The sequence below is a fragment of the Streptomyces griseicoloratus genome (assembly GCF_014534645.1).
Classification (GTDB): domain Bacteria; phylum Actinomycetota; class Actinomycetes; order Streptomycetales; family Streptomycetaceae; genus Streptomyces; species Streptomyces griseicoloratus.
In genome coordinates this window covers 47,765-69,246 of sequence record NZ_JACVQF010000228.1, presented here as the reverse complement: position 1 = coordinate 69,246, position 21,482 = coordinate 47,765, and the positions used below count along the sequence as shown (strand labels likewise).

At 71.6% G+C, this 21,482-nt stretch carries 21 protein-coding genes; 17 read left to right on the top strand and 4 right to left on the bottom strand.

Going from position 1 to position 21,482, the window contains the following annotated elements:
- Positions 1-128: 128 nt before the first annotated feature.
- Positions 129-1,184, bottom strand: coding sequence for a LacI family DNA-binding transcriptional regulator (locus tag H0H10_RS33515; RefSeq protein ID WP_188184945.1), 1,056 nt, complete (start codon positions 1,182-1,184; stop codon positions 129-131).
- Between the two features lie 58 nt (positions 1,185-1,242).
- Between H0H10_RS33515 and H0H10_RS33510 the strand changes: the two genes are divergently transcribed.
- The 16 genes from H0H10_RS33510 (at position 1,243) to H0H10_RS33435 (ending at position 17,772) form a co-directional block, all read left to right on the top strand.
- Positions 1,243-2,502 (top strand): MFS transporter, encoded by a 1,260-nt coding sequence (locus tag H0H10_RS33510; RefSeq protein WP_188184944.1) that lies wholly within the window; start codon positions 1,243-1,245, stop codon positions 2,500-2,502.
- 9 nt (positions 2,503-2,511) lie between these two features.
- On the top strand, positions 2,512-3,873 hold the full coding sequence (pafA, locus tag H0H10_RS33505) for a Pup--protein ligase (RefSeq protein ID WP_077800466.1): 1,362 nt from the start codon (positions 2,512-2,514) through the stop codon (positions 3,871-3,873).
- 151 nt (positions 3,874-4,024) lie between these two features.
- Positions 4,025-5,023: an FKBP-type peptidyl-prolyl cis-trans isomerase gene (locus H0H10_RS33500; protein ID WP_188184943.1), complete on the top strand. Its 999-nt coding sequence runs from the start codon at positions 4,025-4,027 to the stop codon at positions 5,021-5,023.
- Positions 5,024-5,085: 62 nt separating this feature from the next.
- Positions 5,086-5,457: an FKBP-type peptidyl-prolyl cis-trans isomerase gene (locus H0H10_RS33495; protein WP_188184942.1), complete on the top strand. Its 372-nt coding sequence runs from the start codon at positions 5,086-5,088 to the stop codon at positions 5,455-5,457.
- A 118-nt stretch (positions 5,458-5,575) separates the two neighbouring features.
- Complete coding sequence (locus tag H0H10_RS33490) at positions 5,576-6,529, top strand: helix-turn-helix transcriptional regulator (protein ID WP_188184941.1); 954 nt, start codon at positions 5,576-5,578, stop codon at positions 6,527-6,529.
- Between the two features lie 18 nt (positions 6,530-6,547).
- Positions 6,548-7,606 (top strand): helix-turn-helix transcriptional regulator, encoded by a 1,059-nt coding sequence (locus H0H10_RS33485; RefSeq protein ID WP_188184940.1) that lies wholly within the window; start codon positions 6,548-6,550, stop codon positions 7,604-7,606.
- Between the two features lie 35 nt (positions 7,607-7,641).
- A complete protein-coding gene (locus tag H0H10_RS33480; RefSeq protein ID WP_188184939.1) occupies positions 7,642-7,902 on the top strand; it encodes a hypothetical protein in 261 nt (86 codons plus the stop codon).
- A 33-nt stretch (positions 7,903-7,935) separates the two neighbouring features.
- Positions 7,936-8,130, top strand: coding sequence for a hypothetical protein (locus H0H10_RS33475; RefSeq protein ID WP_188184938.1), 195 nt, complete (start codon positions 7,936-7,938; stop codon positions 8,128-8,130).
- 378 nt (positions 8,131-8,508) lie between these two features.
- Positions 8,509-8,793, top strand: a complete 285-nt coding sequence (gene tatA / locus H0H10_RS33470; RefSeq protein WP_188184937.1) for a Sec-independent protein translocase subunit TatA — start codon at positions 8,509-8,511, stop codon at positions 8,791-8,793.
- A 47-nt stretch (positions 8,794-8,840) separates the two neighbouring features.
- On the top strand, positions 8,841-9,788 hold the full coding sequence (gene tatC, locus H0H10_RS33465; protein ID WP_188184936.1) for a twin-arginine translocase subunit TatC: 948 nt from the start codon (positions 8,841-8,843) through the stop codon (positions 9,786-9,788).
- Between the two features lie 90 nt (positions 9,789-9,878).
- Complete coding sequence (locus H0H10_RS33460) at positions 9,879-12,731, top strand: DEAD/DEAH box helicase (protein WP_188184935.1); 2,853 nt, start codon at positions 9,879-9,881, stop codon at positions 12,729-12,731.
- 435 nt (positions 12,732-13,166) lie between these two features.
- Complete coding sequence (locus H0H10_RS33455; protein WP_188184934.1) at positions 13,167-14,786, top strand: ATP-binding protein; 1,620 nt, start codon at positions 13,167-13,169, stop codon at positions 14,784-14,786.
- 26 nt (positions 14,787-14,812) lie between these two features.
- Complete coding sequence (locus tag H0H10_RS33450) at positions 14,813-15,190, top strand: roadblock/LC7 domain-containing protein (protein WP_223180835.1); 378 nt, start codon at positions 14,813-14,815, stop codon at positions 15,188-15,190.
- Positions 15,187-15,603 carry a DUF742 domain-containing protein gene (locus H0H10_RS33445; protein WP_188184932.1) on the top strand — a complete coding sequence of 139 codons (417 nt, stop codon included), beginning with the start codon at positions 15,187-15,189 and terminating at the stop codon, positions 15,601-15,603. The genes H0H10_RS33450 and H0H10_RS33445 overlap by 4 nt, the downstream gene beginning before the upstream one ends.
- Entirely contained in the window at positions 15,584-16,204 is a 621-nt protein-coding gene (locus H0H10_RS33440; RefSeq protein WP_188184931.1) for a GTP-binding protein, read from the top strand. Before H0H10_RS33445 ends, H0H10_RS33440 begins: the two co-directional genes overlap by 20 nt.
- A 56-nt stretch (positions 16,205-16,260) precedes the next feature.
- Entirely contained in the window at positions 16,261-17,772 is a 1,512-nt protein-coding gene (locus H0H10_RS33435; protein ID WP_188184930.1) for a cytochrome P450, read from the top strand.
- On the opposite strand, the gene H0H10_RS33430 is transcribed toward H0H10_RS33435, so the two are convergent.
- Entirely contained in the window at positions 17,766-18,737 is a 972-nt protein-coding gene (locus H0H10_RS33430; RefSeq protein ID WP_188184929.1) for an RluA family pseudouridine synthase, read from the bottom strand. The two genes, H0H10_RS33435 and H0H10_RS33430, sit on opposite strands and share 7 nt — an antisense overlap.
- An 81-nt stretch (positions 18,738-18,818) precedes the next feature.
- Here H0H10_RS33430 and H0H10_RS33425 point away from each other — a divergent pair, with 81 nt between their 5' ends.
- Entirely contained in the window at positions 18,819-19,400 is a 582-nt protein-coding gene (locus H0H10_RS33425; RefSeq protein ID WP_188184928.1) for a GNAT family N-acetyltransferase, read from the top strand.
- A 68-nt stretch (positions 19,401-19,468) separates the two neighbouring features.
- Here H0H10_RS33425 and H0H10_RS33420 read toward each other — a convergent pair whose 3' ends face one another.
- Both H0H10_RS33420 and H0H10_RS33415 read right to left on the bottom strand, forming a co-directional pair.
- Positions 19,469-20,314 carry a siderophore-interacting protein gene (locus H0H10_RS33420; RefSeq protein WP_188184927.1) on the bottom strand — a complete coding sequence of 282 codons (846 nt, stop codon included), beginning with the start codon at positions 20,312-20,314 and terminating at the stop codon, positions 19,469-19,471.
- 166 nt (positions 20,315-20,480) lie between these two features.
- On the bottom strand, positions 20,481-21,401 hold the full coding sequence (locus tag H0H10_RS33415) for a 5'-3' exonuclease (RefSeq protein ID WP_309141948.1): 921 nt from the start codon (positions 21,399-21,401) through the stop codon (positions 20,481-20,483).
- Positions 21,402-21,482: the final 81 nt, after the last annotated feature.

The window sequence follows — 21,482 nt, the reverse complement described above, 5'->3', positions numbered from 1 at the left end:
CAGTGCCTGAACGGCCTGGGAGGTACCCCCAGGGCGGCACGGGTGGGCGCAGCGGCACCCCGGTGGCGCCGGGCTGCGCGACCCACCCCCGGCCCGCACGCACGCCGGCGACGCCCGTCCGGGCCGCGTTACCTCGGTGGTGGGGCCGTGGAGCCTCGTAGTACCAGGTTGACCGGGATGTCGCCGGCCTCGGGGGCGCGGCCGTCCAGGACTGCCAGCAGTGCTCTCATTCCGCGCTCGCCGAACAGTTCCGCGTCCAGGTGGACGGTGGTGAGCTCGGGGTCGATGGCCGTGGCCAGGGCGAGGTCGTCCAGGCCGGTGACCGAGAGGTCGTGCGGGACGTGGAGCCCGGCCCGGCGGGCCGCCTTGTAGGCGCCGGCGGCGAGCTGGTCGTCGTCGCACACCAGTGCCGTGGGCCGGGGCCCCGGGCCCGTGAGCGCGGCTTCGGCGGCGGTGACGGCGCCCTCGATCGAGATGGGGGCGCGGACCGTGCGCAGGGTGGTGCCGAGGACCGGTCCGAGCCGTGCGGCCAGTTCCCGGGCGCGTACCTCGAAGGTCCAGGACGCGACGTCCGCCGCCAGGTGGACGAAGTGGCGGTGGCCCAGGGACAGGAGGTGCTCCGCCACCTGGCGGATGCCGTCGGCGATGTCCAGGTTGACCGTGGCGGCGCCCAGGCTGCCCTCGGGATCGCTGTCCAGCATGACGAGGGGCAGCTGGTCGCCGCGGATGGCGGTGAGGGCGTCGGCGGCCATGGAGGAGGCGATGACGCCGTCGAGGGCGGCCTGGGCGGAGGCGAAGGGGTCTCTGGCGGGGCCGATGCCTTCGGGGGAGGGGTAGAGGACCACTCCGAAGCCGTGCTCGGCGGCGACGCGGGCGGCGCCCGTGTAGACGCCCGCGAAGAACTCCGTCGTCAGCGCCGGTACCACGAGGAGCACCGTGCGGGTGCGGCCGAGGCGGAGGTTGCGGGCGGCGAGGTTGGGCCGGTAGCCCAGTGTGCGTGCGGCCTCGCGGACGCGTTCCGCGGTGGTCTCCGACACGCGTCCGCGCCACTTGTCGCCGAGGACCAGGGAGACCGCGGCCTGGGAGACGCCGGCGGCCTGGGCGACGTCCCGGCTCGTGGGGCGGGTGCTGCCTCGTGCCACCGTTCGCCTGCTCTTTCGTCTGGACTCGTGAACAGCCGACATGGTACGTATGGCGGGAGTAGTTATACGTAAAACGTCAGTGGGAAGAAGGTGGTCGGCGGTGGTCTCCGGATACGTGGAGATTCTGCGGGCGCGGCATGCCGCGCGGCTGCTCGTCGGCACGCTCGTGGGACGGCTGCCCAATGCCACCGCCGCCATCGCGATCGTGCTGTTCGTACGGGCCGAGGGCGGTTCCTACAGTCTGGCCGGGGCGCTGGCGGCCGTGTACGGGGTCGCCAATGCCGTGGGCCAGCCCGTGCTGGGGCGGCTCGTGGACCTGCACGGGCAGCCGCGGGTGCAGTTGCCTGGCGCCGTGCTGTCGGGCCTTGCCATGGGTGTGTTCGCCTTCGCGGGTGTCGGGACGCCGGTGCTCGCGTACGCGGCGGTGGCCGCCGCGGGTCTGTTCACGCCGCCGCTGGAGGGCGGGCTGCGGGCGCTGTGGCCGAGTGTGCTCCGAAAGGAGGACCAGGTGCACACGGCGTACGCGATGGACGCCGTGGCGCAGGAGGTCATGTTCACCGTCGGTCCGCTGCTGGTGACGGTGTGCGTGTCGCTGTGGTCGGCCCAGGCCGCCCTGCTCGTGCTGAACGTGGTGGGTGTGCTGGGCGCCCTGTCCGTGGTGGTGTCGCCGCCCTCGCGTGCGTGGCGGTCGGCGCCGCGCGAGGCGCACTGGCTGGGTGCGCTGCGCTCGCCGGGGCTGCTGGCGCTGCTGGGCGCGTTCCTGTTCATAGGCATGGCGCTGGGGTCCATCACGGTGGCCGCGGTGCCGTACGCGGACGAGCACGGGGGCGACGCCGTCTACGGCTGGCTGATGGCCGCTCTGGGGCTGGGGGCGCTCGTCGGCGGTGCCGTGTACGGGGCGCGGCAGTGGGCCGGTGAGCCGGGCCGGCGACTGCGGGTGCTCGTGGCGCTTCTGGCGGTTTGTTATCTGCCGCTGATGCTGATGCCGGGCGCGTTCGCCATGGTGCTGCTGACCGTGGTCGCGGGTGTCTTCCTGGCGCCGGCGATCGCCTGTGCGTTCGTCCTGGTCGATCTGCATGCGCCGCGGGGGACGGTGACGGAGGCGTTCTCGTGGCTGGTGACGACGTTCACGGTGGGTGCCTCGGTGGGAACGGGCCTGGCGGGGCCGGTCGTGGAGGCGGGCGGGGCCCTGTGGGGGTTCGCCGTGCCGGGGGCCGCGGGGGCCGTGTCGCTGCTGGTTCTGGCCTGCACCGGGCGGGTCCTCGCAGCTCCCGCCCGGGGGAAGGTCGTTGCGGCTTCATCGGAAAATGATCCAAACCGTGCCGTCGAACCCCGTTTCAGTTCGGGGGATCGGGCGTAATGTTCAGTCATGGACCGCCGCATTTTCGGGCTGGAGAACGAGTACGGCGTCACGTGCACGTTCAGGGGACAGCGCCGCCTGTCGCCTGACGAGGTGGCGCGGTACCTCTTCCGCCGTGTCGTGTCATGGGGCCGCAGCAGCAATGTCTTTCTGCGCAACGGGGCCCGCCTCTATCTCGACGTGGGCTCACATCCGGAATACGCGACACCCGAATGTGACAATGTGATCGAACTCGTCACCCACGACAAGGCGGGCGAGCGCATTCTCGAAGGACTCCTGGTGGACGCGGAACGACGCCTGCACGAGGAGGGAATCGCGGGCGACGTCTACCTCTTCAAGAACAACACCGATTCGGCGGGCAACTCCTACGGCTGCCACGAGAACTATCTGGTGGCCCGGCACGGGGAGTTCTCGCGGCTCGCGGACATCCTGATCCCGTTCCTGGTGACGAGGCAGCTGCTGTGCGGTGCCGGCAAGGTGCTGCAGACGCCGCGCGGCGCCGTGTACTGCGTCAGCCAGCGGGCCGAGCACATCTGGGAGGGCGTCTCCTCGGCGACGACCCGCTCCCGGCCGATCATCAACACGCGCGACGAGCCGCACGCCGACGCCGAGCGCTACCGGCGCCTGCACGTCATCGTGGGCGACTCGAACATGTCCGAGACGACCATGCTGCTCAAGGTAGGCGCCACCGACCTGGTGCTGCGCATGATCGAGGCCGGCACGGTGATGCGGGACCTCACGCTGGAGAACCCGATCCGGGCGATCCGTGAGGTCAGCCACGACATCACCGGGCGGCGGAAGGTGCGCCTGGCCAGTGGCCGGGAGGCCTCCGCGCTGGAGGTGCAGCGCGAGTACTACGAGAAGGCCGTGGACTTCTGTGAGCGCCGCGGCATCCGCACCGGCACCGTCGAGCGGGTGCTGGAGCTGTGGGGCCGCACGCTGGACGCGATCGAGAGCGAGGACCTGGACCGCATCGACACGGAGATCGACTGGGTCATGAAGTACAAGCTCCTGGAGCGGTACCGGGCCAAGCACAACATGACCATGTCGCATCCGCGGGTCGCGCAGATAGACCTCGCCTACCACGACATCCACCGGCGTCGTGGCCTGTACTACCTGCTCGAGAAGAAGGGCCAAGCGGCCCGGGTCGCCAACGACTTGAAGATCTTCGAGGGCAAGTCCGTTCCGCCGCAGACCACTCGGGCCCGGCTGCGCGGCGACTTCATCCGACGGGCCCAGGAGCAGCGCCGGGACTTCACCGTCGACTGGGTCCATCTCAAGCTCAACGACCAGGCCCAGCGCACGGTGTTGTGCAAGGACCCGTTCCGTTCGGTCGACGACCGGGTGGAGAAGCTGATCGCCGGAATGTGAGCCGAGCGGGCCGGTACCCGTGCCATGGGCACGAAAGGCCGGAACGCCACACGGGCGCCGTACGTTTTCCGTGCGGCGCCCTTCTCACGCCGTAGAGTTGCGCGCACGCGAACACACAAGATCGACCGATACCGATTACGAGGCCCCCACCGTGCGCCGACGCTCACTTCTCATCGCCGTACCCGCCGGAATGGTCACGCTCGCCGCATGCGGTGACGACTCCGGCTCGAGCAACGCCGGCGACACCGCATCGCCCTCCGCGCCGGCCACGTCCGCCGCGCCGCCGCCGAAGATCGTCGACGGTCCGCTGCCGGCCATCACGGCGGGGACGCAGTTCGGCGAGAAGCCGACCGTCGCCAAGGGCAGCGGTGACCCGTCCAAGCAGCTCGCGGTGAAGACGGTCATCGCCGGGAGCGGCAGGCCGGTGGCGGAGAACGACTTCGTCATGGCGAACTACCTGGGTCAGATCTGGAGCAGCGCGAAGGTCTTCGACAACTCCTACGACCGCAAGACCCCGCTGGTCATCCAGCTCGCCCCGGGCAGCATCATCGACGGCTGGCGGTATGCGCTCACGGGCAAGAAGACCGGCAGCCGCGTGCTGTTCTCCGTCCCGCCCACCTGGGGGTACGGCGAGCAGGGCAACGAGCAGGCGGGTATCAAGGGCTCCGACACGCTGGTCTTCGTGGTCGATCTGCAGGAGACCTTCAACGCCAGGAGTTCCGCGAAGGGCGAGGAGGTGCCGCAGGACGACGCCGCCCTGCCGAAGGTCGGCACCAACACCGACGGCAAGGCGCCCTCCATCGAGGTGCCCGACGCCGCCGCGCCGAAGAAGCTCGTGGCGAAGTACGTCATCGAGGGCGACGGCGCCGAGGTCGGCGCCCAGGACAGCGTGCTCGTGCAGTACAAGGGCGTGGTGTGGGACGGCGGCAAGGAGTTCGACTCGACGTACGGCAGGAAGCAGCTGACGTCGTTCTCGCTCCAGCAGGTCGTCAAGGGCTGGTCCCAGGGCCTGACCGGCAAGAAGGTCGGCAGCCGGGTCCTCATCGTCATCCCCCCGGACCTGGGCTACGGAGAGAACCCGCCGCCCGGCAGCGGCATCGAGAAGGACTCCACGCTGGTCTTCTCCGTCGACATCCTCGCGAAGATGTGACGGCCCGGGGATGTAAGACTTGGCCTGTTGCCTTTCCGTAGACAAGCAGGAGCTGAACGAACGTGAGCATCGACAAGCCCGAGATCGACTTCCCCGGCGGCGAGCCCCCGGCGGACCTCGAGATCAAGGACATCTGGGAGGGCGACGGCGAGGTGGCGAAGGCGGGCCAGACCGTCACCGTCCACTACGTGGGTGTCGCCTTCAGCACGGGCGAGGAGTTCGACGCCAGCTGGAACCGCGGTACGCCGTTCCGCTTCCCGCTCGGCGGCGGCCGCGTCATCAAGGGCTGGGACCAGGGCGTGCAGGGCATGAAGGTCGGCGGCCGCCGCCAGCTGACCATCCCCGCCCACCTCGCCTACGGCAACCAGAGCCCGACCCCGGCGATCAAGCCCGGTGAGACCCTGATCTTCGTGGTCGACCTGCTCGCGGTCTGATCGGAGCCGATCACCTGGGGCCCGTGCCTGTCCGGCATGGGCCCTCGGCTTTTGCCGCGGCGGCGGAGAGCGGTACGGTCATCGGTCGGAAGCACCATAGGGAAGGCGAAGGGCGTCGATGGCCATTGCCAAGGCCGAGCGGCTGATGAACCTGGCGTTGTGTCTGCTCGGGACGCGGCGGCCGCTCAGCAAGCGCGAGCTGCGCGAGTCGATCGAGGCCTACCTGGAGGCCGGGTCCGACGACTCCTTCAACCGCATGTTCGAGCGGGACAAGGACGACCTCAGGGAACTGGGTCTCGTGATCGAGACCGTGGAGAGCCTGGACGGCGAGGTCGGCTACCTCGCCCGCCGTGACAGCAACCGCCTGCCGCCCATCACCCTGGACGCCGAGGAGGCCGCAGCCCTCGGGCTCGCCGCGAAGGTGTGGCAGCAGGCCCGGCTGGCCGGCGCCGCGAGCGGTGCCCTGCAGAAGCTGCGCGCGGCCGGGCTGCCCGAGGACGTCGACCCGTATGAGGCGCACGGCGCGCTGGAGCCGCGCATCCCCGTGCACGAGGCCGCTTTCGAGCCGCTGATGCTGGCCTGCCGGGACCGCCGTCCGGTCGCCTTCGAGTACCGCAAGGCGAACGCCGCCCAGCCCGAGCCCCGCCATGTCGAGCCGTGGGCGCTGGAGTGCTGGCGCGGCCACTGGTACCTGGCCGGGTTCGACCGCGGCCGTGGCGCCGAGCGGGTCTTCCGGCTGTCGAGGATCACCGGCAAGGTGCGCTCGCGCGGCGGCCGGTTCACGGCGCCGGTGCCGGACGTCGTCACCGTCCGTGAGACGGTCGCGAGCTGGGCGGGGGAGACCGCCGACCGCTCCGCGCTGATCCGGCTGCGCTCGGGCGCGGGCTACCCGCTGCGGGCGAGGGCCACCGCCGTGCGGGAACTGGGCGACGGCTGGGACGAGTTGGAAATTCCGTACGGGCACGGCCTGGACGCCTGGCTGGTGGAGTTCGGGCCGGACGTGGTGGTCCTGGAGCCTGCGGAGCTGCGTGCGGACGTGGTGGACCGGCTGCGTGCCGTCGCCAAGGGCTGAGGGGGAGCGGACAACACAGTGGCAGGCAAACCGGTCAGGCCCGTGAACGCCATCGACCAGACCCGGCGGATGCTCTCCCTGGTCACGTATCTGCGGGAGCGCCCCGGCGCCCGGATCGAGGACGTCGCGCGCGCCTTCGGCATCAGCGAGGACGAGCTGGTCTCCGACCTCGACGTGCTGCCCATGTGCGGCACCAGCTTCCGCGGCGGCGATCTGCTCGACATCGACACCGACGGCGAGCGCATCTGGTGGCACAACCCCGCCGCCCTCGGCGCCGACGCCGCCGAGCCGCTGCGCCTGGCCGCCGACGAGGCCACCGCGCTGCTCGTCGCCGCCCGCGCGGTGGCGACCCTGCCCGGGCTGCGCGAGAGCGACCGGCAGGCGCTGCTGCGGGCGACCGCCAAGGTCGAGACGGCGGCCGGTGAGGCGGCGGGTGCCAGCTCACGCCTGTCCGTGACCTTCGAGGCCGAGGGCGGCGTCTTCGCCGACGTCGACCGGGCGATCTCCGAGCGCCGCCGGCTGTGGATCCGCTACTACTCGCCGGCCCGCGACGAGGTCACCGAGCGGGAGATCGACCCCATCCGGCTGGTCAGCGTCGGGCACACGTACGTGGAGGCGTGGTGCCGCCGCTCCGAGGCGCGCCGCACCTTCCGGCTCGACCGGGTCGCGGAGATCCGCATCCTGGACGAGCCGTCCGCGCCGCCGGAGGTGGAGCTGCGGGACCTGTCGGAGGGGCTGGTGCAGCCCGCCGCCGAGGACCCGGAGGTCGTCGTGGAGGTGGGCCCGGGCGGGCGCTGGGTCGCCGAGTACTACCCGCACGACAGTGCGGAGGAGCTGGCCGACGGCGGTCTGCGCATCACCCTGCGCACGCCCGACCCCGCGTCGCTGAGGCGGCTGGCGCTCAGGCTCGGGCGGGACGGCCGGATCGTCTCGCCGCCGGAGCTGGCGGACAGCGCCCGGCAGGCGGCCCGCGAGGCGCTGGCGGCCTACGACGGGATCGAGGCCGTCGAGGCGCACGATCCGCGGCCGGAGAGCGCGGCGCACGGACAGGACGACAGGCGGGAGCGAGGGCTTTGAGCGGGTCGGCGGCATCGGGTGCGACGGGGACGAGCATGACGGCGGCGTCGGCGTTCGCCGGGATGAGACGTGTGTCCCCGGTGGTGTTCAAGGCGGGCTGCCCGGACTGCCGGGGCCGCTTCGAGCTCGCCGCGAGCGCGCTGCGCCTCGCCATCGGTGCCAGCAGCCGCACCACGTTCTACTCGTTCACGTGCCCCGGGTGCGGAGCGGCCGTCCGCAAGCCGGCCGGGGAGCGGATCGTGGAGTTGCTCACGGGCGGCGGGGTCAGGACCCTGCGGCTGCACTCCACGGTTTAGGGCGCTGCCGCGGGACGGTCTAGGCTCGGCGTCATGTTCTGGCCGATGTTCGCCGTTGCCGTGGGGTTTGTGGGTCTTGCCGTTCTCGCGGTGTTCGCGGTGCGGGTGTTCGTGGAGGCGCAGCGCCTCGGCAGGCAGGTGACGGACTCGGCGCGCCGCATCAACCGCGCCGCGGAGGACCTGGAGCGGGCGGCGGCGAGTGCGGCCCGTGCGGCGGACGCGCTGTGAGCGGCGAGGGCGCCGGCGGGACCGTGGTGCGGGGCCGGCGTACCGCCGAGGTGACGCCGGGCAGGTCGCTACCCGCGCTCCGCGGGAACCGTGCCGGGCGGCGGTGAGCGCTTCCGTCGGGCGGCCGGGAGTGACATGGCGTACGTCCCCAAGTCGCGCTACGGGCCGCTTCGCCCTGTCGATGCGCAGGTCCCGGCAGGTACGCTGCTGGTCGCGGACCGGAGAACGAGGCCCGGACGCGGACGGGAGTACGCACAGGGATTGCCTCACGTTTACCCCTGAGCGTTACGATCGCTGCACAACACGACCGATCGGCCACATGTCCGACCGGTCGGACAGCACCCCCACCCAGTCGCCTCGGTGAGAAGGTAAAGACTTATGTTCGGAAGGCTCGGCGCCCCCGAGATCATTCTCATCCTCGTCGTCATCATCCTGCTGTTCGGCGCGAAGAAGCTTCCGGACATGGCGCGGTCGCTCGGCAAGTCCGCGCGCATCCTCAAGAGCGAGGCCAAGGCGATGAAGGAGGACAACAAGTCCTCCGCCCCCGCCGACCCGCCGAACGCGGGTGAGCAGCCCCCGGCGCAGCGCACCATCCAGGCCGCCCCCGGCGACGTGACCAGCTCCCGCCCGGTCACCGAGCCGACGGACACGACCAAGCGCTGACGCAGGGCCGGTGACCTCCGGCCCGCCGCACGAGATGGGAACGTGGGTTGCTGAAGCCTGCCCGCAAGAAGGAGAAGGATCCCGAGGGGCGGATGCCCCTCGCGGAGCACCTTCGTGAGCTCCGCAACCGGCTCGCGAAGGCGCTGCTGGCCATCGTCGTCGTCACCGTCGTCGCCGCCTTCTTCTACAACGACATCATCAACTTCTTCACCAAGCCGGTCCTCGACTCGGTCGGCTGCTCGAAGTCCTTCGAGGAGCTGGCGAAGACGGCGGACGAGAACCGGTGCGCGCAGATCACCATCAACGGTCTGCTCACCCCCTTCACCCTGGCGCTGAAGGTGTCCCTGATGGCGGGTGTCGTGCTCGCCTCGCCGATCTGGCTGTACCAGCTGTGGGCGTTCGTCGCCCCGGGGCTGCACCGGCACGAGAAGAAGTACGCCTACGCGTTCGTCGCCACGGGTGTCCCCCTCTTCCTCGGCGGCGCCTTCTTCGCCTACAAGGTGCTGCCCACCACCGCGAAGGTCCTGATCGAGTTCACGCCGTTCGGCGTCGACAACCTGCTCCCGCTGGACGATCTGCTCGACCTCGTCACGCGCATGGTGGTCGTCTTCGGTCTCTCCTTCGAGCTGCCGCTGCTGCTGATCATGCTCAACTTCACCGGGGTGCTGACCGGTAAGCGGATGCTCGGCTGGTGGCGCGCGATGATCATGGGCATCACGCTGTTCGCGGCCATCGCCACGCCCAGCACTGACCCGCTGACGATGATCGCCCTGGCCGGACCGATCTGGGTCCTGTACTTCGGTGCCGTCGTCATCGCCCTGCTGAACGACCGCCGCAGGCGCCGCCGCGAGGCCCTGGGCCCCGCCGACGACGAGGCGTCGGAGCTGGACCTCACGCCCGAGGACGTCGGCGAGGTGGAGCCCGTGACGGCGAGCCGCGCCCTGCCCGAGCAGACGAAGACGGACCGGGTCAACGGCTACGACGACGTCACATGAGGTGACCCCGCGTGACCTGACGCCACGCCCGGGCCGGGTGTCCCCGCGACACGGCCCGGGCGCTTCCGTGACCGGACCACGATCCGGATAATGATCGTCCTGTTGTCGGTGCGGCCCGGTACGCTCGAAAGCACGATGACAGAGGACCTCTCACCGGCCGAGCGGTACGCGGCAGCACGGAAGCGCGCTGCCGAGCAGGCCACCGCGCTCGCCTCCTTCCGCGAGATGTACGACTTCGGCCTCGACCCCTTCCAGATCGAGGCCTGTCAGGCGCTCGAAGCGGGCAAGGGCGTCCTGGTGGCCGCGCCCACCGGCTCCGGCAAGACGATCGTCGGCGAGTTCGCCGTCCACCTCGCCCTCCAGCAGGGCAGGAAGTGCTTCTACACCACGCCGATCAAGGCGCTGTCCAACCAGAAGTACGCCGACCTGTGCCGTCGCTACGGCTCCGGGAAGGTGGGCCTGCTCACCGGCGACAACAGCGTGAACTCCGACGCCCCGGTGGTCGTGATGACCACCGAGGTGCTGCGGAACATGCTCTACGCCGGCTCGCAGACCCTCCTCGGCCTCGGCTATGTGGTCATGGACGAGGTGCACTACCTCTCCGACCGCTTCCGCGGCGCCGTATGGGAGGAAGTGATCATCCACCTCCCCGAGTCGGTGACCCTGGTGTCACTGTCGGCGACCGTGTCGAACGCCGAGGAGTTCGGCGACTGGCTCGACACCGTCCGCGGCGACACCGAGGTGATCGTCTCCGAGCACCGGCCCGTGCCGCTGTTCCAGCACGTACTGGCCGGGCGCCGGATGTACGACCTGTTCGAGGAGGGCGAGGGCCACAAGAAGGCCGTCAACCCCGACCTCACGCGCATGGCACGCCTGGAGGCCAGCCGCCCCTCGTTCCAGGACCGCAGGCGCGGCCGGGCCATGAAGGAGGCCGACCGCGAGCGCGAGCGCCGGCAGCGTGCCCGGGTCTGGACGCCGAGCCGGCCGGAGGTCATCGAGCGGCTGGACGCCGAGGGGCTGCTGCCCGCGATCACGTTCATCTTCAGCCGCGCCGCCTGTGAGGCCGCCGTCCAGCAGTGCCTGTACGCGGGCCTCAGGCTCAACGACGAGGACGCGCGGGAGAAGGTGCGCGCCCTGGTCGAGGAGCGCACCGCCTCCATCCCGGCCGAGGACCTGCACGTCCTCGGCTACTACGAGTGGCTGGAGGGCCTGGAGCGGGGCATCGCCGCCCACCACGCGGGCATGCTGCCGACCTTCAAGGAGGTCGTCGAGGAGCTGTTCGTCCGCGGACTGGTCAAGGCCGTCTTCGCGACCGAGACCCTGGCCCTCGGCATCAACATGCCCGCCCGCTCGGTGGTGCTGGAGAAGCTCGTCAAGTGGAACGGCGAGCAGCACGCCGACATCACCCCGGGCGAGTACACCCAGCTCACCGGCCGCGCCGGGCGGCGCGGCATCGACATCGAGGGCCACGCCGTCGTGCTGTGGCAGCGCGGGATGAACCCCGAGCACCTCGCCGGACTGGCGGGCACGCGCACCTATCCGCTCCGCTCCAGCTTCAAGCCGTCGTACAACATGGCGGTCAACCTGGTCGAGCAGTTCGGGCGGCACCGCTCGCGGGAACTGCTGGAGACCTCCTTCGCGCAGTTCCAGGCGGACAAGTCGGTCGTCGGCATCTCCCGGCAGGTGCAGCGCAACGAGGAGGGCCTGGAGGGCTACAAGGCCTCCATGACCTGCCACCTCGGCGACTTCGAGGAGTACGCGAGGCTGCGCCGCGAGCTGAAGGACCGCGAGACGGAGCTGGCCCGGCAGGGCGCCGCCCAGCGGCGTGCCGAGGCGGCCGTGGCACTGGAGAAGCTCCGGCCGGGCGACGTCATCCACGTGCCGACGGGCAAGTTCGCGGGCCTCGCCCTGGTGCTGGACCCCGGCCTGCCCGCCGGGCGCTCCAACGGCCACCGCGGCTTCGAGTACCACGACGGGCCGCGCCCCCTGGTCCTGACCGCCGAGCGGCAGGTCAAGCGGCTGGCGTCGATCGACTTCCCGGTGCCGGTCGAGGCGCTGGAGCGGATGCGGATCCCGAAGTCCTTCAACCCGCGCTCGCCGCAGTCCCGCCGGGACCTCGCCTCCGCGCTGCGCACCAAGGCCGGGCACATCCCGCCGGAGCGGGCCCGAAAGAAGCGGTCCCAGGCCGCGGACGACCGGGAGATCGCCCGCCTGCGCAAGGCGATCCGCGCGCATCCCTGCCACGGCTGCGACGACCGTGAGGACCACGCCCGCTGGGCCGAGCGCTACCACCGGCTGCTGCGCGACACCTCGCAGCTGGAGCGCCGGATCGAGGGGCGGACCAACACCATCGCCCGCACCTTCGACCGGATCGTCGCGCTGCTGACGGAGATGGACTACCTGCGCGGCGACGAGGTCACCGAGCACGGCAAGCGGCTCGCCCGGCTCTACGGCGAACTCGACCTGCTCGCCAGCGAGTGCCTGCGCGAGGGCGTCTGGGAGGGACTGTCCCCGGCCGAACTCGCCGCCTGCGTCTCGGCGCTGGTGTACGAGTCCAGGATGGCCGACGACGCCATGGCGCCGAAGCTGCCGTCGGGCAAGGCCAAGGCGGCGCTCGGCGAGACGGTCCGCATCTGGGGCCGGCTCGACGCGCTGGAGGAGGAGTTCCGGATCAGCCAGACCGAGGGCGTCGGCCAGCGCGAGCCGGACCTCGGCTTCGCCTGGGCCGCCTACATGTGGGCGTCCGGCAAGGGCCTCGACGAGGTGCTGCGGGAGGCGGAGATGCCGGCCGGTGACTTCGTGCGCTGGTGCAAGCAGGTCATCGACGTCCTCGGCCAGATCGCGGCCGCCGCGCCCGCCGAGGGCTCGACGGTCCCGAAGAACGCGCGCAAGGCTGTCGACGGACTGCTGCGCGGCGTGGTCGCCTACTCCTCGGTGGGCTAGTCCTCGACGGACCGGCCCTCGACGGACCGGCCCGGCACATCACAGGCCCGGCAGGGCGTGACCGTCCCGGACGGACGGTCACGCCCTGCCGGGCCTTCGCGCGTCGGGGGCCGGCCGGCCCGGCCTCCTTCAATCGTTCCCGTCCTCACCCGTTACGGCGAGTGGATTTCGTACGGCTGTACGTCGTCACGCAGTGTGTTCGAACAACTCCGCAGTGTGCAAATGGGGCCGAGGATACTCCTGTCCCGGTGCCCCTTTCAGGTGATTGCTGAATATGACACGGCGATGATCCCCTCGGACTAAGCTCGCCCGCAGCGCACCGAGTTGAGGTGGATTCGCGCGTTTGTTCTGAATGCGCAGAAGGTCCGTACAACTCCCTGACATACCCCCCTGCAAGCTCCCCCATCCCTGCCGATTCGTTTTCAGAGGGCCTACATGGTGAGTGTTGATTCCCCTCCCGGCCGACGTGAACTTCCCTATGCGCGCGTGCTGTTGCTGCCGGCCATACTCATGGCCGCGGCGACCGGGGCCGCCGTCGCCCTGGTGACGGAGCAGGCCCGGCCGGCCGTCGTCTGGTGCGGTGCCGTCGCCACGCTCCTGGTGATCGCCGCGGCGGGCGAAGCGGTCCGCCGCGGCCGCACCCTGCGGGCCCTGCGTGCCGAGCACGCCCGTCACACCGCGTATCTGGAACGGCGCATCGCCGGCCACCAGGAGGAGATGGCCCGCATCGGCGGCGAGATCCTGCCCGCGGCGATCCGCTACATGCGCACGGGCAACACCCCTGAGGAGGTCCTCAGGCACCTCGGCGACCTGGACCCCTCCTACGCCGACCTCGGCGAACCCCAGCGCAGGCTGATCCACATGATCTGCCGCATCGTCGACCACGAGATCGAGATGCGCGAGTCCGGTGAGCGCTCCTTCGTCGACATCGCCCGCCGGGTCCAGGCGATCGTCCACCAGCAGAATAAGGAACTCCGCGAGATGGAGGAGGACCACGGCCGCAACCCCGAGGTCTTCGACGACCTGCTGCGCATCGACCACGGCACCGCGCTGATCGGCCGCCTCGCCGACTCCATCTCCGTCATCGGCGGCGGACGGCCCGGACGACAGTGGCCCGAGCCCGTGGCGCTCTACAGTGTGCTGCGCGGCGCCATGTCCCGGATCCTGGAGTACCGCCGGATCAAGCTCACCTCCATCGCCAAGGTCAACATCAAGGGCACCGCGGTCGAGCCGGTCATCCACGCCGCCGCGGAACTCCTCGACAACGCCACCCGCTACTCGCCGCCCCACGCCAAGGTGCACGTCACCGCGACCGAGGTGCAGAGCGGGGTCTGCATCGAGATCGAGGACGCCGGCGTCAGCCTCAGCGAGGAGTCCCGCGCCCGTATCGAGGGCCTGCTGGAGGACGCCAAGCGCGGCACCGACGTGCAGGACCTCGGCGCCCACCCGCGCCTGGGCCTGGCCGTCGTCGGCCGGCTGTGCACCCAGTACGGCATGGACGTCTCCCTGCGGGCCTCCGCCTACGGCGGAGTCCGGGCCATCCTCATCGTGCCCAGCGACATGATGACCGACGAGCCCGGCGTCGGCCTCGCCCACGGCATCGGCGCGACCTCCATCCCCCGACCGGGCCCGGACGCGCTGCCGGGGCCCAACCGCCCGCCCAAGAAGCGCCGTCCCACCAACCCGCGCATTCCGGCCACGGTCTCCCTGGAGGACGACGTCCCCGTGGTCACCGAGTGGACGGCCGGCGGTCTGCCGCAGCGCCGCCGCCGGGTCCTGAAGCCGCTCAGCCAGCGGCTGGCCGAGCAGGCGGCCTGGGAACGGGAGGAGGCCGAACGCGCGGCCCGTGAGGCCGCCGAGCGGGCCCGCAACGGCTCGCCGGTGGCCGCGGAGCCGGAGCCCGAGAAGGAGAAGGCCGAGGAACTCCCGCCGGGGCACTGGATCGGGGCCTTCTGGGAGGGGCTCAAGGCGCATCCGGGCATCACCCAGGCCCACCAGAAGTCCAGCAGCGAGCCGGCCCACGCCCCGGCAGACGACGAGGGGAACCTCAAGTGATCGAGCAGCAAGGCAAGTTCGACTGGATGCTCAGGGACCTCTACAACGGCGTCCCCGGCATCGAGATGATCGTGGTGCTCTCCGCCGACGGCCTGCGCATCGCCCGCTACTCCGGCGACCCGGACGCCGCCGACCGCGTCGCCGCCGCCTGCGCGGGCCTGCAGAGCCTGGCGGGCGCCGTCGCCCAGGAGATCCCCACCAGCGACGGCGACATGAAGATGGTCCTCATCGAGATGAACGGCGGCTACTTCTACATGATGGCCGCCGGCCCCAACGCCTACCTCGCCGTGCTCTCCGACGTCCAGTGCGAGCCCGGCCGGATGGGCCTCAGCATGGCCGACCTGGTCGCCCGTATCGGCCCCCATCTGACCAGTCCCGCCAGGCGCAACGGGCAGACCGTATGACTCCTCCGCAGCGCCAGAGGCGATCCCCGGGACAGGAGCCGGCCGCCGCGTCCCCCTCGGCGGACACGTCCCCCAAAGAGGGCGAACTCCGCAACCCCGAGCGGCTGTTCGTCATCGGCGGGGAGGCGGACGGCGAGCGAGCCGACATCGACCTGGTCACGCTGATCGTGGCGTGCGCCGATCCTCCGGTGTCCGCCACGCCGGAGCAGGCGGCCGTGCTGCGGCTGTGCTCCGCGCCTCTGTCCGTCGCCGAGCTGTCGGCCTACCTGAGCCTGCCGTTCAGCGTGGTGACCGTGCTGCTCACCGACCTCCTGGCGGCCGAACTGGTGCAGGCCCGCGCCCCGATCGTCCGCCAGAAGGTCGCCGACCGATCCCTCCTCGAAGCGGTGATGCATGGACTTCAAAAGCTCTGACACGATTCCCGGCCCACGGACGGAGGACCGGCTGCCGCACACGGCCGAGGCCGCCGTGAAGATCGTCATCGTGGGCGGTTTCGGCGTCGGCAAGACCACCATGGTCGGCTCCGTCAGCGAGATCAGACCGCTGACCACCGAGGAGACGATGACCCAGGCCGGCATCGGGATCGACGACAACTACGGTTCCGCCTCCAAGACGGCCACCACGGTGGCCATGGACTTCGGCCGCATCAGCATCACCGACCAGCTGGTGCTCTACCTCTTCGGCACACCCGGCCAGGAGCGCTTCTGGTTCCTGTGGAACGGCCTGTTCGAAGGCGCCCTCGGTGCGGTCGTGCTGGTCGACACCCGGCGCCTGGAGGTCAGCTTCGACGTCATGGGACGCCTGGAGGAGCGCGGCGTGCCCTTCGTGGTCGCCGTCAACTCCTTCCCCGACGCGCCTCGTTACCCCGTCGCGGAGCTGCGGACGGCGCTCGACCTGCCCGAGGAGATCCCCATCCTCGACTGCGACGTCCGGCGCCGGGCCTCCAGCCGGGACGTCCTGATGACGCTGATGCGCTTCCTGCACTCCCTCGCCATGAAGGGCGCGCTCACCTGACCCCGCGCGGCCGACCGACCCCCCCTTGACCCACACTTCTGTTGCGGAGCGACACTGTGACGCCTGAACGCCACTCCCCGACCGGAACGGGCGACCCCCTGCTCGAGCCCCCGCCCGGCTGTCCCGCGCACGGCCTCGGACCGGGGGGACTGCACCGGTTGTACGAGGCGGAGGACCTGGACGAGCTGTACGAGCGGCTGCGCGCGCAGCACGGCCCGGTGGCACCCGCGCTGCTCCACGACGACGTACCGATCTGGGTCGTCCTCGGGCACGCCGAGAACCTGCACATGGTGAGCGCACCCGGCCAGTTCTGCCGCGACAGCCGTATCTGGACCCCGCTCAACGAGGGGATGGTCAAGCCCGACCATCCGCTCATGCCGCACATCGCCTGGCAGCCCATCTGCTCCCACGCCGAGGGCGACGAGCACAAGCGGCTGCGCGGCGCGGTCACCGGCGCCATGGCCCCGATCAACTTCCGGGAGCTGCGCCGTCACATCAAGCGCTACACCCAGCGCCTCGTCAACCGGTTCTGCGAGGAGGGCCGCGCCGACCTCGTCGGCCAGTTCGCCGAGCACCTGCCGATGGGCGTGATGTGTCACCTCCTGGGCATGCCGGAGGAGTTCAACGACCGGATGGTGGAGGCCGCCCGCGACACGCTCAAGGGGACCGAGACGGCCATCACCAGCCACGCCTACGTGATGGACGCCCTGGCGCGGCTCACCGCCCGCAGGCGGGCCCGGCCCGAGGACGACATCGCCGGCCGCCTCGTCAACCACCCGGCCGGGCTCACCGACGACGAGGTCCGGGAGCATCTGCGCGTGGTCCTCCTGGCCGGCTACGAGGCGACCGTCAACCTCATCAGCAACGTGCTGCGCGTGGTGCTCACCGACCCGGGGTTCCGGGCCCAGCTCAGCGGCGGCCAGATGACGGTGCCCGAGGCGGTCGAGCAGTCCCTGTGGGACGAGCCGCCGTTCAGCACGGTCTTCGCCTACTTCGCCAAACAGGACACGGAACTGGGCGGCCAGCGCATCCGCAAGGGCGACGGCCTGCTGTTCGGCATCGCACCGGGCAACGTCGATCCGCGCATCCGGCCCGACCTGTCCGCCGGCATGCAGGGCAACCGTTCCCACCTCGCGTTCGGCGGCGGCCCGCACGAGTGCCCCGGCCAGGACATCGGGCGTGCCATCGCCGACGCCGGCATCGACGCGCTGCTGATGCGGCTGCCGGACGTCCAGCTCGACTGCCCCGAGGACGAGCTGCGCTGGCGGTCGTCGATCGCGTCGCGGCACCTGGTGGAGCTGCCGGTGCGGTTCGAGCCGAAGGCGCAGCAGGAGGTGACGCAGGAGCCGAGCCACGCCCCGGTGCAACAGGAGCCGGTCACCTGGCACATCGGCACCCGGGACCAGCCGCAGCCGCCGTCACCGGTCCGGACCGAGGCACCGGCCATGCCCCGGCCGCAGCCCGTGCCGCCCGTGGCGGCGGCCGCCGCGCAGCCGCAGCCGGCGCCGGAGCCGGAGCGTCCCCGGGGTGCCTGGCAGCGCTTCCTGCGCTGGTGGCGCGGCTACTGACGGCCGGCCGGCCCGCCCTCGGCGACCCAGTCGTCGTACGACGACCAGGCCCCGAGACTGCGCCCGCTGCGGAAGCGGTGCTCCTGCCCCGTGACCGGATCGGTGAACTCCAGTGCCCGCGCGAGCAGTTGGAGCGGGCGCCGGAAGTCGCCGGCCGGGACCGGTGCTCTCACCTCCGGGTAGAGCGGATCGCCGAGGATGGGCACGCCGAGGGCGTTCATGTGCACGCGCAGCTGGTGGGTCTGGCCGGTGGCGGGCACCAGCCGGTACCGGCCCAGACCGTCGGCACGGTGGGCGACGAGTTCGACGCGGCTCACGGCGTTGGGCTCTCCGGCGACCTCCCGGGCGGTCAGTACCCCGCGCTCCTTCACGATCCGGCTGCGTACGGTCCGGGGCAGGACGAGTGCGGGGTCGTGGGGGGCGACGGCCTCGTACTCCTTGCGCACCCGCCGGTCGCGGAACAGCGTCTGGTAGGCGCCGCGCTCCTCGGGGCGGACCGTGAACAGGACGAGCCCGGCGGTGAGCCGGTCGAGGCGGTGCGCGGCGGTGAGCGAGGGGATGTCCAGCTCCCGGCGCAGCCGCGCGAGGACGGTCTCGGCGACATGGCCGCCACGCGGGGTGGTGGCCAGGAAGTGCGGTTTGTCGGCGACGACGATGTGCTCGTCGCGGTGCACGACCTCCAGCGCGAAGGGCACCGGCACCTCGGGGGGCAGCTGCCGGTGGAACCAGACGTACATCCCCGGCTCGTACGGGGCGTCCGCCGCCACCGCCCGCCCGTCCGCCCCGACCACCAGCCCGGCGGCGAACATGCCGTCGATCACTCCGGCGCCCGCGCCGGACAGCCGCTCCACCAGGTGCTCGCGCACGGTGGACCACGCCCCGGCGGCGGGCAGCCGCACACGCACCGGATCCACTCCGTGGCGCTGCGGGAGGGGCGAGGGCGGGGGAGGGGTACGGCGTCTCATCGTGTGCCAGCCTACGAGGCGCGGGCGGGGCGCCCGAAAACCGCTGGGCCCGCCGGCGGCCCGTCGGGAAGGATGCGGATCATGCCCTATCTCACCAGCGCGGTTCTCCCCGCCGGCACCCTCTCCCGCATCCCGCAGCCCACCATCTCCACCGGTGACGGCCTGGTCCTGCGCCCGTGGCGGGCCGAGGACGCGCCGGCCGTCCACGCGGCCTTCCAGGACCCGCTGATGCACCAGTGGCACATACGCGCCGCCGAGTCCGAGGCCGAGGTCCGCGGCTGGATCGCCGAATGGCGGGAGGCCTGGGCGCAGGAGCGGAACGTGCAGTGGGCCGTGGCCGACGCGGCCGACGACCGCCTGCTCGGCCGGGTCGCACTGCGCAACGTCCTGCTCGGCGACGGCGTGGCCGAGGTGGCGTACTGGACGGTGGCGGCGGCCCGTGGACGGGGCGTCGCCGCCCGTGCCACGTCCGCGCTCGCCCGCTGGGCCCTGGACGAGACCGGCTTCCACCGGCTGGAACTCAGTCACTCGGTGGCCAACGAGGCGTCCTGCCGGGTCGCGGAGAAGACCGGCTTCGCCCTGGAGGGCACCAAGCGCAGCGCCCTGCTGCACGCCGACGGCTGGCACGACATGCACCTGCACGCGCGCGTGCGCGGCGACTGAGGCGGCTCCCGGCGACCAGGGCGGCTTCCCCGGGGCCGTACGCCGTCCTACGCGGCGGTCGTGCCGTCCTACGCGGCGGTCGCGCCGCCCTCCTGCTCCACCTCGATGCGCGCGTTCCACTCCCGCTTCGAGGCCTGCCAGCCGTCCTCGTTGTGGCCGAGCCGCCAGTAGCCGGAGATGGACAGATCCTCGCGGGGGATCTGGCGCTCGACCCGCAGCAGACGGCGCAGCTCCTTCACGCAGCCCGCCTCGCCGTGCACGAACGCGTGCACCCGGCCCTCGGGGAAGTCCAGGCCCCGCACGGCCTCGACCAGGGCCTGGCCGGTCGGCCGGCCGGCCCGGTGCAGCCAGACGACCTCCACGTCGGAGTCGATCTTCTGCTCCTCCTGGGGCCCGTCGATCTCCACGAAGGCGAACGCGCGGGCCCCGTCGGGCAGCGCCTCCAGGGACCGGGCGATGGCCGGCAGGGCGCTCTCGTCACCGGCGAGCAGGTGCCAGTCGGCGGCGGGATCGGGGGCGTAGGCGCCGCCGGGGCCCATGAACCGCACGGTCTCGCCCGGCTGGACGCGCGCCGCCCAGGGGCCGGCGAGTCCCTCGTCCCCGTGGATCACGAAGTCCAGGGTCAGCTCCCGGTGTTCGGCGTCCCACTGGCGCACCGTGTACGTCCGGGTCACCGGCCACTGTTCGCGCGGGAACTCCTCGCGGATCCGCTCCAGGTCGAACGGCTCGGGGTAGGTCACGCCCTCGGCCGGGAACAGCAGCTTCACATAGTGGTCGGTGCAGGTGTCCGCAGGGAACCCGGCGAGTTCCTCGCCGCCGAGCACCACCCGCTGCATGTGCGGGGTCAGCCGCTCGGTGCGGACGACCTGTGCGGTGAGGGGCTTGCGCGGCCTGCGGCCCGGACGGTCTGCCATGACGGCCTCCCTGGTTCCCTGAGTTAGGTTTACCTAAGTTAGCACCTCTCCCACTCCCGGCACCTCATGGACGAGGGCCGTACACGCGCCCCGCGCGCAGAGTACGGCTTCCCTGCGGCGCCTTCGTGATGCAGCGCGCAGGCGTTGCCCGCGCGGGACGCACCGGTCATGAGGCGAGCGTGGCGAGCAGCCGCTCCAGGGAGCCGCCGAGGCCCCAGCGGGCCGTCAGCGCGGCCAGCGCCTCGGGATCGCGCGGCGCGCGCGGCAGGGCGGTGCCGACCTCCGGCAGCGGTACGTCGTCGGCGACCCGGACGACCTTCGGGGCGACCGCGAGATAGGGCCGGGCCTCGGTCAGCCGCTTGCGCTGCGAGGGCGTGAGCTTCGCCCCCGGGTCGTCCACCGCGGCCAGGATCCCGTCCAGGTCGCCGAACTCGGCGAGCAGCTTGGCGGCCGTCTTCTCGCCGATGCCGGCCACGCCCGGCAGACCGTCGCTCGGGTCTCCGCGCAGGAGCGCGAGATCGGCGTATCCGCGCCCGTCGACGCCGTACTTCTCGCGCAGGACGGCCTCGTCGGTGAGCTGGAGGCTGCCGACGCCCTTGATCGGGTAGAGCACGCGTACGCCGCGGGCGTCGTCGACGAGCTGGTACAGGTCCCGGTCGCCGGTGACGATGTCGACCGGGCCGGTGGCCCGCGCGGTGTAGGTGCCGATGACGTCGTCCGCCTCGTACCCGGGCACGCCGACCCGGGCGATACCGAGCGCGTCGAGGACGGCCTCGATGACGGGCACCTGCGGCGAGAGCGTGTCGGGCACCTCCTCGACGTCCGGTGCCGCCGTCTGCTCCTCGGCGACGCGGTGGGCCTTGTAGGAGGGGATCAGTTCCACCCGCCAGTGCGGTCGCCAGTCGGCGTCCATGCAGGCCACCAGGTGGCCGGGGCGGTGGTCCCGCACCAGGCGGTCGATGAAGTCGAGGAGTCCGCGCACGGCGTTCACCGGCGTGCCGTCGGGTGCCCGTACGGAGTCCGGGACGCCGAAGTAGGCGCGGAAGTAGAGGGAGGCGGTGTCGAGAAGCATCAGTCGTCCGGTCACGCCACGCATCATGCCGCAGGGCGTGTGCCGAGGTGGTGGAGGGTGTGTGAACTGGCTCACTCAGATGTTTGGGTCCGGGGT